Origin of the sequence: Jiella sp. M17.18, assembly GCF_041027365.1 — a bacterium.
Classification (GTDB): domain Bacteria; phylum Pseudomonadota; class Alphaproteobacteria; order Rhizobiales; family Rhizobiaceae; genus VKMB-3413.
The window spans coordinates 127,042-139,982 of sequence record NZ_JBFTEH010000012.1; the positions used below are offsets into that span (position 1 = coordinate 127,042).

Annotated in this window: 11 protein-coding genes; 2 read left to right on the plus strand and 9 right to left on the minus strand. The window is 70.3% G+C overall.

What is annotated here, in order from left to right:
• Positions 1 to 71: 71 nt before the first annotated feature.
• The 8 genes from AB5S17_RS19785 to AB5S17_RS19820 all read right to left on the minus strand — a co-directional run bounded on the left by AB5S17_RS19785 (position 72) and on the right by AB5S17_RS19820 (position 8,344).
• Complete coding sequence (locus AB5S17_RS19785) at positions 72 to 1,055, minus strand: phosphotransferase enzyme family protein (protein ID WP_369242608.1); 984 nt, start codon at positions 1,053 to 1,055, stop codon at positions 72 to 74.
• A gap of 141 nt (positions 1,056 to 1,196) precedes the next feature.
• On the minus strand, positions 1,197 to 2,024 hold the full coding sequence (locus AB5S17_RS19790) for a universal stress protein (protein ID WP_369242610.1): 828 nt from the start codon (positions 2,022 to 2,024) through the stop codon (positions 1,197 to 1,199).
• 131 nt (positions 2,025 to 2,155) lie between these two features.
• Positions 2,156 to 2,530 carry a response regulator gene (locus AB5S17_RS19795; RefSeq protein ID WP_369242612.1) on the minus strand — a complete coding sequence of 125 codons (375 nt, stop codon included), beginning with the start codon at positions 2,528 to 2,530 and terminating at the stop codon, positions 2,156 to 2,158.
• A 127-nt stretch (positions 2,531 to 2,657) separates the two neighbouring features.
• Entirely contained in the window at positions 2,658 to 3,275 is a 618-nt protein-coding gene (gene fixJ / locus AB5S17_RS19800) for a response regulator FixJ (protein WP_369242614.1), read from the minus strand.
• Complete coding sequence (locus tag AB5S17_RS19805) at positions 3,265 to 5,169, minus strand: PAS domain S-box protein (protein WP_369242616.1); 1,905 nt, start codon at positions 5,167 to 5,169, stop codon at positions 3,265 to 3,267. Before AB5S17_RS19805 ends, fixJ begins: the two co-directional genes overlap by 11 nt.
• Before the next feature lie 195 nt (positions 5,170 to 5,364).
• Positions 5,365 to 5,496, minus strand: coding sequence for a cytochrome bd-I oxidase subunit CydX (gene cydX, locus AB5S17_RS19810; protein ID WP_369242618.1), 132 nt, complete (start codon positions 5,494 to 5,496; stop codon positions 5,365 to 5,367).
• A 72-nt stretch (positions 5,497 to 5,568) separates the two neighbouring features.
• Entirely contained in the window at positions 5,569 to 6,723 is a 1,155-nt protein-coding gene (cydB, locus tag AB5S17_RS19815) for a cytochrome d ubiquinol oxidase subunit II (protein ID WP_369242620.1), read from the minus strand.
• 25 nt (positions 6,724 to 6,748) lie between these two features.
• Positions 6,749 to 8,344 carry a cytochrome ubiquinol oxidase subunit I gene (locus AB5S17_RS19820; protein ID WP_369242622.1) on the minus strand — a complete coding sequence of 532 codons (1,596 nt, stop codon included), beginning with the start codon at positions 8,342 to 8,344 and terminating at the stop codon, positions 6,749 to 6,751.
• A gap of 108 nt (positions 8,345 to 8,452) precedes the next feature.
• On the opposite strand from AB5S17_RS19820, the gene AB5S17_RS19825 reads away from it, so the two are divergent.
• Positions 8,453 to 10,063 (plus strand): ATP-binding cassette domain-containing protein, encoded by a 1,611-nt coding sequence (locus AB5S17_RS19825; RefSeq protein WP_369242624.1) that lies wholly within the window; start codon positions 8,453 to 8,455, stop codon positions 10,061 to 10,063.
• The gene (locus AB5S17_RS19830) at positions 10,060 to 11,706 is read left to right on the plus strand and encodes an ATP-binding cassette domain-containing protein (protein WP_369242627.1); all 1,647 of its coding nucleotides are present in this window, start codon (positions 10,060 to 10,062) and stop codon (positions 11,704 to 11,706) included. The genes AB5S17_RS19825 and AB5S17_RS19830 overlap by 4 nt, the downstream gene beginning before the upstream one ends.
• A 74-nt stretch (positions 11,707 to 11,780) precedes the next feature.
• Here AB5S17_RS19830 and AB5S17_RS19835 read toward each other — a convergent pair whose 3' ends face one another.
• The gene (locus AB5S17_RS19835; protein WP_369242629.1) at positions 11,781 to 12,743 is read right to left on the minus strand and encodes an alpha/beta hydrolase; all 963 of its coding nucleotides are present in this window, start codon (positions 12,741 to 12,743) and stop codon (positions 11,781 to 11,783) included.
• Positions 12,744 to 12,941 lie beyond the last annotated feature (198 nt).

Sequence of the window (12,941 nt, forward strand, 5' to 3'; positions counted from 1 at the left end):
GCGCCGCGGCGGTTCCGCCTTTGCGGAAGAGGCGGGCTCTTTCGTCGCCGTCAGCCCGCGCCGAGCCGGCGTCAGGCCCCGGCGCTCAGGAACGCCTCGGCGAGTTCGGCAGTGCCGGACGTGTAGCTCCCACCGATCTCCCGCGCGGTCGGCGTCTCGGAATGCGAGGCCAGCCAGGCCGTCAGCAGCATCCGGCGCAGCATGACGAAGACCGGCAGCATCGCCTCGTCTTCCTGCGACAACGGCGCGACATCTCGATATCCGGCGAGCCAGGCTGCCATCAGCTCCGGCACGATCGGATCGGTCTCGATGAAGCTGATCGCCGCCGCGAAGTCGTAGCCGAACCAGGAGAAGCCGCAGTCGTCGAAGTCGATGACGCCCAGCCGGTCCTGTTCGACGAGGAGATTCGCCAGCCTGAGGTCTGCATGGACCAGCCCAAAGCGGCGGCCCTTACCGTAGGCCGCGAGCCGCGCCTTCAGAGCACCTGCCGTGCGCTCCAGAATCGCCTTCTGCGCGGCGTCGAGCCCGATCGCCCGGCGCCAGTCGCCCCAGAGCGGACGCTCACCGAGCATCGAATCGAAGTCCCACACCTTGCGGCAGAAGCCGGCGGGCCGCTCCCAGCGCCGGGCATGCGCGTGCAGGCGCGCCGTCACCGCCCCGAGCCGCTCGAACCAGGGCACCAGACCCTTTTCCGGCGGGGGTTCGCGGCCCGTCATGAACTCGAAGGCGACGACGAAACGGGCGAAGGCGCCGTCTTCGATCTCGGCGATCAGCCCGCCGTCCCGCCCCGGCACCGGGCGCGGCGTCTCGACCACGCCCTCGGCGATCAGTGCCCTCGTCCAGGCAAGCTCCGACAGGATCTCCTGGCGGCCGTGATAGCCCTGACGGTGGACACGCAGCACCAGCCGGCGTCCGCGCGCGGCATCGTCGGCGAGGAAGGTGGCGTTTTCCGAGACGGCCAGGAGTGTCACCTCGGTCCGCGCGCCGAGGTCCCAGTGCGGGAGAAGCGGCAACAGGCCCGCGCGGAGCCTGTCGAGGAAGGCGTCGTCATACATCGGTGAAAGCTGGTCCCTGGCGATTCCGCCCGGGTATACAGCAGGAGGGGCGCCTCGCGCCTGCGCCCCTCGCCGGAGCGGCCCTGCGGGCCGCGCCGGTGCACGACCGCCGGCTCGCGGCGAACCGCGCGAGCTTTCCCGTCAGCGCGACATGAAGACGGGCACGGTCATGTGCTGGAGAATGTGCCGCGTGACGCCGCCGAACAGCATCTCGCGGACGCGCGAATGGCCGTAGCAGCCCATCACCAGGAGGTCCGATCCTGCATCGGCGAGGCCCGAGAGCAGATCGTCGCCGACGGAGATCTCGCCGCTGTAGGAGCTCGCCGCCTCGGCGCGGATGCCGTGCCGGGCAAGGACGAGCGCGAGATCGTCGGCTGGCGCGAGCCCCGCCTTGGTGGACTGGCGCTGCGGATCGACGGCGAGAATCCGCACGGAGCGGGCGTCGGCGATCAACGGAACCGCATCGAAGGCGGCGCGGGCCGCTTCCCTCGTGCCGTTCCAGGCGATCGTCACCTCGCGCCCGACGGTCTCGAACCGGCCGGCATAGGGCACGAAGAGGATCGGCCGCCCCGTCTCGATCAGGATGTCGGTGACGAGCGCGCCGCCGTTCCACTCCGAGGCGTGCGGCTGGCCCGCGACGATCAGGTCCGCGCACAGCGCGTGGCGGGTGACCACGCGCTCATAGGCCGGATCGACCGGCTCCTCCAGCCGCCACTCCGCGGAAATGTCGCTCGCCGCGACGCGCTTGTCGAAGATCGCCTTGATCGCCTCGGCATCGGCCCGCAGCGACTTCTGGGTCTCCTCGAGATAGCGGACCGAGACCTCGGTCGCGAGATTGACGAAGACGCTCGGCGTGATGTGCAGCCCGACGAGATGGGCGCCCTGGCGCTCGGCCAGCGGCAGGGCGAGATCGAGCAGGCCCTCGGCGCGCTCCTTGGAATCCAGGCAGACCAGGATCGTCTTGTACATCGGACACTCCCCTTGATGCCGGCCGCCGCTGAAAGCGATGAGCGTTGGATGTCGCGGCCGGCTCGGCTCCCTCCCCTTCTAGGCCGCCGCCGATCGTGTGCCTTGACCTTCGTCAAGCCGGCGCCGGCGGTTCAGCTCGCCCGGGTCGCCTGGCGGATGCTGTCGAAAAGGACGGTGCCGAGGAGAGGCTTCTGCAGGACGTCGATCGCCCCGGCCTCGGCCGCGCGCTGGCGCAGGGCCGCCGTGGCATGGCCGGTGATGAGGATGGCGGGCAGCGTGATGCCGCGCTCCCGCAATGTCTGCAGGACGCCGATTCCGTCGATGTCGGGCATCTTGAAGTCGAGCACCAGGCATTTGGCGGCGGCCAGCCGCGGATGACTGAACAGCTCCTGGCCCGCCTGACAGAGCCCGACCTCGACGCCCTCGAGTTCGAGCGAGAACTTCAGCGACTCGCGAACGGCCTCGTCGTCGTCGACGACGAGGATCAAGGTCTTGTCCTGGCGCATCCTGCTCCGGCTCCGGCGGCTTCGCGCCGATAGGTCGATGGTCGATTCGATGGCAGATTGCGCGAAGCGGGCAAGGGCCGCCTTGATCTGGCGCAAACTGGAGCCGCAGGCGCCGACGGGCGGCCGCTCATTCCTCGGCAGAGCTCGCGCGCAGGACCATGCGCAGGAGATCGGAGAGGTTCGACGCGCTCATCTTGGTCATGACATTGGCGCGGTGCACCTCGACGGTGCGCGGGCTGAGGCCGAGATCGTAGGCGATCGTCTTGTTCGGATGGCCTTCCAGAAGCCCGTCCAGCACCTGACGCTCGCGCGGCGACAGGCTGTCCAGCCTCTCCCGCGTGCGCAGCGCTTCCGCATCGGCCTCGCCGCCGATCTCCAGCTGGTCGAGCGCGGTGCGGATCGCCCCGAGCATCACCTCGTCGTCGAAGGGCTTTTCGATGAAGTCGACGGCGCCTTCCTTCATCGCCTGCACGGCGAGCGGAACGTCGGCGTGCCCGGTCATGACGATCACCGGCAGACGCGGCACGCGTCCCTTCAGCCGCCGCTGCAGTTCCAGCCCGTCGATGCCCGGCATGCGCACGTCGCTGACGACGCAGCCCGGCTGCAGCGTCGGGAGCGCGTCGAGCAGCGCCGTGCCGGACTCGTAGACGCGCACCGCGAAGCCCTCCGTTGCGAGCAGGAAGGCGACGGACTGGCGCACGCTTTCGTCGTCGTCGACGAGATGGACGACAGCGTCAGTCGGCATGGTCGAAATCTCCCGGTGCGACGGTGCGCAGAGTCATGCGGAAGACCGTCCCCCCGCCGGGATTGGCCTCGGTCCACAGGCGGCCGCCATGCGCCTCGATGATCGTGCGGGAGATCGACAGGCCGACCCCCATGCCGTGCTGCTTCGACGTGACGAAGGGCTGGAAGAGCTGCGCGGCGATCTCCGGTGCGATGCCCGTGCCGGTGTCGGTGACGGCGATTTCGATCATCGGCTCCTCCTGGTCGTCGATCCGCCGGCTGGTGATGGTGAGATCGCGCCGCGGCGCGTCCTGCATCGCCTCGATGGCGTTGCGGATCAGGTTGAGCAGAACCTGCTGCACCTGCACCTTGTCGGCGATGACGCAATCGGCGGCCGGGTCGAGCGCGAAGGTGACGCGCACGCCCGTCTCCTTGGCCCCGAGCAGCGCCAGCGCGCTCGCCTCCTCGATCAGCTTCGGCAGATCCTCCAGCTGACGGTCGCTCTCGCCGCGGGCGACGAATTCGCGCAGCCGACGGATGATCTCGCCCGCCCGCAGCGCCTGGCCGGCGGCGCGATCGATGGCGTCGCGGATGATCGGGGTCGAATCCGGCCGCCCCTTGTCGATCAGCCGCCGCGCGCCGCTGAGATAGCTCGCCGCGGCGGTCAGCGGTTGGTTCAGCTCGTGCGCCAGCGTCGAGGCCATCTCGCCCAGCGCGGAAAAGCGCGACATGTGGGTCAGCTCAGCCTGGAGTTCCTGCATCCGGCGCTGCGTCTCCTGGCGCTCCGTCAGGTCGCGGATGAAGCCGGTGAAGAAGCGGTGCGTCGCCGAGTGCATCTCGCCGACCGCGAGCTCCATCGGAAAGGTCGATCCGTCCTTGCGCGCACCGACGACGACGCGGCCGATGCCGATGATCCGCCGCTCGCCGGTCTTGAGATAGCGCGCGAGATAGCGATCGTGCTGCTCGCGGTAGGGAGAGGGCATCAGCATCGAGACGTTGCGGCCGATCGCCTCCGCCGCGGCATAACCGAACAGCCGTTCGGCGGTGGCGCTGAAGGACTGCATGATGCCGTCCGTGTCGATCACCACCATGGCGTCCGGCACGGTGTCGAGGACGGACTGCAGCCGCGCCTCGCGCTCGGCGAGTTCCTTCAGCGCCCGTTTGGCGAGCGTGATGTCGCGGGCCATCTTGGATGCGCCGACGAGCCGGCCGGCTTCGTCCGTGATCGGCGAGAGCGTCAGGCCGACGTCGATGATCTCGCCGTCCTTGCGCCGGCGGCGGGTCTCGTAGTGCTCGATCCGCTCGCCGCGGCGGATCCGATCGAGGAGCTCGGCTTCCTCGGTCTCCTCTCCCTCGGGCAGGAGCACCGCGATCGGCCGGCCGAGAATCTCCTCGGCGCTGTAGCCGAAGATCGCTTCGGCGCCGCGGTTCCAGTCGGTGATGATGCCGTCGAGGGACTTGCCGACGATCGCGACGTCCGACGAGGCGGCGATCGCGGCGAGCCGGCTCTGCGCCTGTTCGGCCGTCTTCTGCGGAGAGATGTCGACCAGCGCCCCCTGCAGCGACAGCGCGTTCTGCGGTCCCGCGACGATGCCTCCGCGAAGGCGCATCCAACGCCGGTCGCTGTCGGTTGCCATGCGCGCATCGACGGTCACCGGATCGCCGCGCTCGAGGCCGGTCTGGAGCGCCGCATCCAGCGCATTTCGATCGACGGGGTGGAAGCAGGCCAGGAACTCGGCATAGGACGAGGTCGGGCCCGGGGCGCCCAGATGCCGGACGGCGATCGGCGAAAGCGCCACCGTGCCTGCCGCCCGGTCCCAGCGCCAGGTGCCGATGCCCGCCGCTTCGACCGCCGAGAGGGCGATCGCCGCATCGTCGGTGCAGGTGTGCATATCTGGGGATGCGTCTGCCGTCATTCGCCCGGCGTCATTGGGTTGAGATCAAGCCGCTGAAAAAGAGGCGCCGTTCCGGCCTCCGGACCCGGCGCCCCGCAACTGGTAATGCCGTCGCCCGGCAATGTCCACGTGCGGCGCGGACAAGGCCGCAGCCGCACATGGGACGGGGCAGGCGCGCAGGCAGCGGGACTGCCCGCCTCCCGCCGGCGCCGGCGCTTACGGCGTCGGCAGTTCCACCGCGACCGCCTCGGCCTCGCGGCGGACGGTGCGCAGCTCGTACCAGAGCGCGTTGAGGATGCCGACGGTGGCGGCAAGGCCGAGGCCGAGGATCCAGGCGAAATACCACATGGCGAAGTCTCCGAAGTTCTGAAATGGGAAAGGACGCGCGGCCGCTGTGATGCGCGGCCGCGCGAGGTCCGGTCAGTAGGCGGCCGACCCCGAGGAGGACACGTCCTCCTCGGTGACCTTGCCCCACAGCACCTTGTAGACCCAGCTCGTATAGGCGAGCACGATCGGCAGGAAGACGACCGTGGCGATCAGCATGGTGCGCAGGGTCGACAGGCTCGACGAGGCGTCGAACACGGTCAGCGACTGGGCCGGATTGGTGCTCGACGGCAGGATCATCGGGAACATCGAGACGCCGACGGTGGCGATGATGCCGACGATGCCGAGCGCCGAGGCGACGAAGGTGAGCCCGTCCTTGCGTGCCTTGAAGCCGACCGCGGCGAGCAGCGGCCCGGCGATGCCGAGGAGCGGCACGACCATCAAGAGCGGATGCGCCGCATAGTTGGCGAGCCAGGCCTCCGGCGCAGCGATCACCTGCTTCAGCAGCGGATTGGACGGGCCGTCCATCGCCTGGGTCCCGACCACGGCGTAGCCGCCGAGGAGCCCGAACGCCACCAGCACCCCGCCGAGAGCGAACAGCACTGCCGTCCCGACGCCGAGTCTCGCGCCGATCGCCGCGGCGCGGTCCGCGACCGCCCCGTCCGCCTTGAAGGCGAGCCAAGCGGCACCGTGCATGGCGATCATCGCCAGCGAGACGAGGCCGCAATAGAGCGCCAGCGGGTTCAGGAGGCCGAACAGCGTGCCCTCGTAGATCGGCCGGAGATCGTCGGTGAAGTGGAACGGCACGCCCTGCAGCGTGTTGCCGACCGCGACGCCGAAGATCAGCGCCGGGACAGCACCGCCGATCACGAGCGCGATGTCCCAGTTCCGCCGCCACGCCGCGCCGGTGCGCTTGGAGCGATACTTGAACGCCACCGGCCTGAGGATCATCGCCGCCAGCACCAGGAACATCGCGAGGTAGAAGCCGGAAAAACTCAAGGCATAGAGCGCCGGCCAGGCGGCGAAGATCGCGCCGCCGCCGAGGATGAACCACACCTGGTTGCCTTCCCAGACCGGGCCGACGGTGTTGATGGCCACTCGGCGCTCGGCGTCGGTCTTGGCGACGACGGGCAGCAGCGCGCCGACGCCCATGTCGAAGCCGTCGGTGACGGCGAAGCCGATCAGCAGCACGCCGAGCAACACCCACCAGATGACGCGCATCGTGCCGTAGTCGAAAAGAAAGTCCAACATTGCTTTCGTCCTTGTCGGATAGGGTTTACTCGGCCGGGACCGCGAAGGGGCGGTAGCCCTCGACGTTCGTTCCCGTGCCGGGCAGCAGCACGCTCGGATCGTCGATGACCTGGTCCGGACCCTTCTTCACCGCACGCACCATCAGCATCACCTCGACGACGGCGAGCGCGCCGTAGAGGGCGGTGAAGCCGGCGATGGTGATGAGAAGGTCCGGGACCCCCAGTTCCGAGGTGGCGAGGAAGGTCGGCAGGACGCCCTCGATGATCCAGGGCTGGCGGCCGAACTCCGCGACGAACCAGCCGAGCTCGACGCCGATCCAGGGGAGCGGCAGCGCGAAGAGCGCGAGCCGGAACAGCCAGCGCGGCGCGCGGGCCTCGCGCATCGTGTAGAACAGCGCCGTGCCGAACAGGACGATCAGCGCGAAGCCGACGATCACCATGATGCGGAAGCTCGCGAACAGCGGCAGCACGCTCGGCACGGTCGACCACGCGGCCTGATCGATCTGTGCGTCGGTCGCCGTGTTCGGATCGTCGACATAGCGCTTCAGGAGCAGCGCATAGCCGAGGTCGCCCTGTGTCTTGGCGAAGGTCGCACGGGCGGCCTGGTCGCCGCGGTCCTTCTTGATGGCCTCCAGCGCGTTATAGGCGACGAGACCGTTGCGGATGCGGGTCTTGGCGTGGTCGACGAGGTCGACGATGCCCGGCATCTTCGTGTCGATCGAGCGGGTGCCGATCAGCCCCATCACCCACGGGATGTGGATCGCATGCTGCGTCGTATGGGTGTCCATGTTCGGCACGCCGAACAGGGTGAAGGAGGCAGGCGCGTCCTGCGTCTCCCACATCGCCTCGATCGCGGCGAGCTTCATCTTCTGGTGCTCGGTCAGCGCGTAGCCGCTCTCGTCGCCGAGGACGACCACCGACAGCGAGGCCGCCAGGCCGAAGGCGCTGGCGATCGCGAAGGAGCGCTTGGCGAGTTCGAGATGCCGGTTCTTCAGGATGTACCAGCCGGAGATCGCCAGCACGAAGACCGCGCCCATCGTGTAGCCGGCGGCCACCGTGTGGACGAACTTCGCCTGCGCCACCGGGTTGAGCAGGACGGCGGTGAAGTCCGTGACTTCCATGCGCATCGTGTCGGGATTGAACGACGCGCCGACCGGGTTCTGCATCCAGCCGTTGGCGATCAGGATCCAGAGGGCCGACAGGTTGGTGCCGAGCGCCATGAACCAGGCGACCATCATGTGGGTCACCGGCTTCAGCTTGTTCCATCCGAAGAAGAACAGGCCGACCAGCGTCGCCTCCAGGAAGAAGGCCATCAGGCCCTCGATCGCCAGCGGTGCGCCGAAGATGTCGCCGACATAGTGCGAATAGAACGCCCAGTTCATGCCGAACTGGAATTCCATCGTCAGGCCGGTCGCGACGCCGAGGGCGAAGTTGATGCCGAAGAGCAGGCCCCAGAACTTGGTCATGTCGCGCCAGATCTTGCGGCGCGTCATGACATAGACGGTCTCCATCATCGCCACGAGAATCGACAGGCCGAGCGTCAGCGGCACGAAGAGGAAATGGTACAGAGCCGTCAGCGCAAACTGCAGGCGCGACAGCTCCACCAGGAGTGGATCGACCATGGTGATGGGCTCCTTTCGAGTTGGTCCCATCCGCCATAAGAGCCGCCCCGGCGCGCCGCCTTGATCTAACGCAATGCAGCATGACACCCGCGCAGCTAGTCGGGAATCATGACCAGACGATCCGATCGCAGCGGCCCGGCACTATCCTTCGCGCGCGCAAAAGCCAGGCGGCCCCGCCGCGCCATCCTCCTCCTGCAGGGCCTGCGCATGGCCGGCCGGCTCGCCTTCGCCGCAGGCCTCGCCGTCACCGCCGGACGGATGATCGAGGCCGGCACGCTGGATCCGATGCCGCTCCTGGCCGCCATCGGCGCGCTGGTTCTCGGCGGCGCGGCCGGCTGGCTCGCCGATCGCCGGACGGCACGGGCCGAGGCCGATGTCGCCGGCGCGACGCTGGCGGCGCTCGAGGCGCGACTCGCCGGCATGAATGTGCGCCAGCTGCAGCAGCGAGCCCGCGGCGCACTGGTCACGGGGGCCGCGCGGCATCCGGCCGCCCTCGCCCGGCTGGTCGTCTCGCATGCCGCGACGCGGGCGACGATGGGCCTCGGGCCGCTCCTTGCCGTCGCGGCGATCGCGCCGCTCTCCTGGGAGGCGGCAGCCGCGCTGGTGCTCGCGACGCCGCTGATGATCGTGTTCTTCGCCCTCGTCGGCGGGCTGATCCAGGAACGTGCCGACGCGCGGGAGGCGGCGCTCGGCCGGCTGGCGGCGCAGTTCGCCGACCGGGTGCGCGCCCTGCCGACGATCCTCGCCAATCACGCGCTCGATCGCGAGACGCAGAAGCTGCAGGCCCGCATCGGCGCCTATGCGCGGGGCACGATGAGCGTCCTGTCCGTCGCCTTCCTGAACTCCGGCATCCTCGACTTCTTCTCCTCGCTGTCGATCGCGGTTCTGGCGGTTTTCCTCGGCCTCGGCCATCTCGGCCTTCTCGACGTCCCGGGCTTCGACCACCTCGCACTCTGGCAGAGCCTGTTCATCCTGCTCGTTGCGCCGGACTATTTCGCGCCGTTCCGCCGCTATGCCGAGCTCTATCACGCCAAGGCCGAAGGCGCGGCGGCGGCGACGGCCCTCGACTGGGTCTTCGCGGTGCCCGAAGACGGCGCTGCCGAGCCCGCCACCCGCGGCCAACCAGTCCCGGATGCCGCCTCAGACGCCGCTCTTCAAGATTTCGTCTTCCCGGCCGCCGGTCTCGTCGCCATCACCGGCCCGTCGGGCGCCGGCAAGACGACGCTGCTGCGGCGCCTCGCAGGCGTCGACGGCGAAGGCCGGGCGGAGCTGCGCGCTCTCGGCCGGGCGAGCTGGATCGCCACCGACAGCTTCGTGCCGGCCGGCAGCCTCGCCCGCGCGATCGCCTGGAACATCGACGGTTGCGACGGCGAAGCGGTCGCCGCCGTCGCACAGGAGCTCGGCCTGCTCGACGACGCGCTGCTGCCCGGCGGCTTGGACGCGCGGATCGCCGCCGGCGGCGAGAACCTCTCCGGCGGTCAGCGGATCCGCCTGGCCGTCGCCCGCATGCTGCTGGGACACGGGCCGGCCTTCTGCGACGAGCCGACGGCCAAGCTCGACGCCGACAATGCGGACAAGGTCCGGCGGGCTCTTGTCGCCGCGGCGCGCAGCCGGCTCGTCGTCGTCGCGACGCACGACGCGGCGCTGGCCGCCCTCGCCCGGCATCATATCGTGCTGGCCGCGCCGGCCGCCCATCCCATGAAAGCGATCGCCGCATGACCGATCTCGCCCACGCCGACCGCATCCCGGCGCGCTCCTCCATCCGCGCCGAAAGGTCCGAACGGTCCGCATCGACGGGGCGCTGGCGCCTCGCCTTCTTCCTCGCCGGCCTGTCGCTTCTCGCGGCCATCCTCCTCACCAGCGTCTCCGTCTGGTTCCTCGGCGCGGTGGCGCTGGCCGGCGCCGGATCGGCGGCGGTCAGCTTCGACTTCCACACGCCCGGCGCGCTGGTGCGCCTGTTCGCCATCACCCGCACGCTGGCGAAATACGGCGAGCGCCTGTCCGGCCATGCGGCCGCGCTGACCGACCAGGTCGCGCTGCGCCTGACGGTGTTCTCGGCGATGGCGAACGCGCCGGCGACCCGCGCCGCCGGCTGGCAGCTCTCCCGCGAGGAGCGGCTCGCCGACTGGCTGGAAGATGTCGAGGACCGCGACGACGAGCGGTTGCGGGTGCAGTTCCCGGCGGCCACGCTCGCCTTCGGCTTCCTGCTGCTGCTCTCGGCGACGGCCGTCATCTCGCCGCTCGCCTGCCTCCCGGTCCTGTTCTTCGCAGCGATCCCGCTGATCCTCGCGCGGCGGGGGATCCGGCGGGTCGGCGAAGCGGAAGCGTCCACCCGCGCCGCCCGGCGGACGGGTTCGGCCGCCCTCGGCGCTGCCCTGCAGGCCCTGGTGCCACTCGCCGCGGAGGGCCTGCGGGCGAACGAAATCGGCACCGCCCTTCGACCGCTCCACGAGTCCGCGCGCCTGCAGCGGCGCCAGTCCGACATGCTCGCCCTGCTCGACCTCGCCACCGGCCTGTTCGGACCGCTCGCGGTGACCGCCGTGCTCCTCGCGGCGTGGCATGCCGGCGCGCGCGGCGAGGCGCTGCTGCCCGCCGCCTTCGTCGGCTTCGGCTGGCTGGCGCTCGGCGAGGCCGCAGGGGCGCTCTCGAAGATCGTCCTGGGCCGGGTGAAGGCGAAGGAGGCACGCGCCGGTCTCGTCGTCTGGACCGACGGCGGAGACTGCGCTGCCGAGGCGGCAGACAGGTCGGGGATCTTTGTCGGCCGTGTCAGCCTCGTCGGCCTGCGCACTGCGACGCCGGACGGGCGGCCGATCGGCCGTCCGCTCGACCTGACCTTTCAGGTCGGCCGGCCGACGGCGCTCGCCGGCATCAGCGGTTCGGGAAAGACGACGCTCCTGAAGACGATCGCGGGATGGCTGCAGCCGGCGGCCGGCGCGATCCTCGTCGACGGCCGCGAGGTGGCGGCATCCGGGCGGCAGGGCCTCGTCCATCTCGGCCTGCATGATGCGGCAATCCTGTCCGACACCGTGCGGGCCAACCTCTTCGCCGACGGCGCGACGGACGCCGAGCTTCACGCGGCGCTCGCCGCGGTCGAGCTGGCGGACCGCGTCGAGCAGGGTGGCGGGCTGGACGCCTGGCTGACGCAGGACGTCCTGTCCCTCGGCGAGGCGCAGCGCCTCGCCCTCGCGCGCGCGTTCCTGACCAAGGCGCCGGTCATCCTGCTCGACGAGCCGACGGAGCATCTCGACGCCGAGCAGGCGGTGCGGATCCTCGCCCGCCTCCGTGCCCATGCGGCGGACCGCATCCTCGTCTACAGCGCCCACCGTCCGCCGCTCCTCGGCGACACGATCGTGCGGCTCTGACCGGGCGGCCGTGACGACGGCGACCGTGACGGGGGGAGCCACACGCGAGAGGAGACCCCCACTGGCTGCAGCGGCTACGGCTTGGTCCGGTCGGTCGCGGTGAGCGCCGCGATCATGCCGACATGGCCGAGCCAGGCGGCATACCAGCGCGGCCAGTCCTGCGTCGGCGAGCCCTTGCGGCCCATCCCGAAGCCGTGGCCGCCGCTCGGCAACAGGCGGCGCTCGACGGGCACCTTGGCGCGCCGGCAGGCGGTTTCCATGATGACGGTGTTCTGCGGATTGACGATCGGATCGTCGGCGGCCTGCACCAGAAACATCGGCGGGCAGTCGGCCTTGACGTCGGTCTCGATCGACCACCGCGCACTGGCGTCAGCGCTGGGCTTGCTCCCGACGAGCATCCGGCGGCTCAAGATCCCGTCATAGGGCGGCTCCAGCGTGATCACCGGATAGATGAGCGCCGCGTCGGCCGGCCGCGCCGACAGCCGGTCCGCCAGGTCGACGGGATCGTAGGTCGCAAGGTCGAACCGCGTCGCGGCCATGCCCATCAGGTGGCCGCCGGCGGAAAAGCCGAGAACGCCGATCTTGGCGGGGTCGAGGCGATAGCGCGGCGCGGCGGATCGGATCAGGCGAAGCGCCCGCTGCGCGTCCTGCAGCGGCGCCAGCGGGCCGTTCAGCCAGCCTTCGCCGGGCAGGCGATAGGTGAGGACGAAGGCGGTGATGCCGCGGTCCGCCAGCCAGCGCGCTGCGGGGCGCGCCTCGCCGTCGAGGCTGATGCGCTTGTAGCCGCCGCCGCCGGCGACGAGCACCGCCGAACCGTTCGGCCGGGCGGGAACGAACACTTCGAGCGTTGGCGTCGCGACGTTCCGGACCGAGCCCCAGGGCGTGACGGTCAGCGGACCCTGCGGCCCGCCGCCGCCGGGCGCCCGCCCCGGCCAGAGCGGGAAGACCTCGGCACTCGCGGGCGGAGCGGCGCGTGCCGGAAGGGCAAGAAGACCGGCGGCGCCGGTCGCAAGCAGGAAGCTGCGGCGGGAAATCATCGTGCGTGACCCGAATGGGGCCGCGGCACCCGCTTCCACCCCGTGGTTTCGACGGGCGCACTCTAGCCGCGCGATCCGCCCGAGGCGAGCGGATCCAGCGGTTGAGGTAAATAGCCGAAGAGCAATCAGACCAGGGTGACCCGTATAGCCGCGCCGTCGTGGCGCGGGCGGCAGAACTTCTTGCAGTCCTGCCGCTGG

Bases quoted from the DNA above. Each gene is read 5' to 3' on its own strand.
- AB5S17_RS19835 (WP_369242629.1), bottom strand. From the start codon at position 12,743: ATGATTTCCCGCCGCAGCTTCCTGCTTGCGACCGGCGCCGCCGGTCTT.
- cydX (WP_369242618.1), bottom strand. From the start codon at position 5,496: ATGTGGTATTTCGCCTGGATCCTCGGCCTCGGCCTTGCCGCCACCGTC.
- AB5S17_RS19830 (WP_369242627.1), top strand. From the start codon at position 10,060: ATGACCGATCTCGCCCACGCCGACCGCATCCCGGCGCGCTCCTCCATC.
- AB5S17_RS19790 (WP_369242610.1), bottom strand. From the start codon at position 2,024: ATGTACAAGACGATCCTGGTCTGCCTGGATTCCAAGGAGCGCGCCGAG.
- cydB (WP_369242620.1), bottom strand. From the start codon at position 6,723: ATGTTGGACTTTCTTTTCGACTACGGCACGATGCGCGTCATCTGGTGG.
- AB5S17_RS19795 (WP_369242612.1), bottom strand. From the start codon at position 2,530: ATGCGCCAGGACAAGACCTTGATCCTCGTCGTCGACGACGACGAGGCC.
- AB5S17_RS19805 (WP_369242616.1), bottom strand. From the start codon at position 5,169: ATGACGGCAGACGCATCCCCAGATATGCACACCTGCACCGACGATGCG.
- AB5S17_RS19785 (WP_369242608.1), bottom strand. From the start codon at position 1,055: ATGTATGACGACGCCTTCCTCGACAGGCTCCGCGCGGGCCTGTTGCCG.
- fixJ (WP_369242614.1), bottom strand. From the start codon at position 3,275: ATGCCGACTGACGCTGTCGTCCATCTCGTCGACGACGACGAAAGCGTG.
- AB5S17_RS19825 (WP_369242624.1), top strand. From the start codon at position 8,453: ATGACCAGACGATCCGATCGCAGCGGCCCGGCACTATCCTTCGCGCGC.
- AB5S17_RS19820 (WP_369242622.1), bottom strand. From the start codon at position 8,344: ATGGTCGATCCACTCCTGGTGGAGCTGTCGCGCCTGCAGTTTGCGCTG.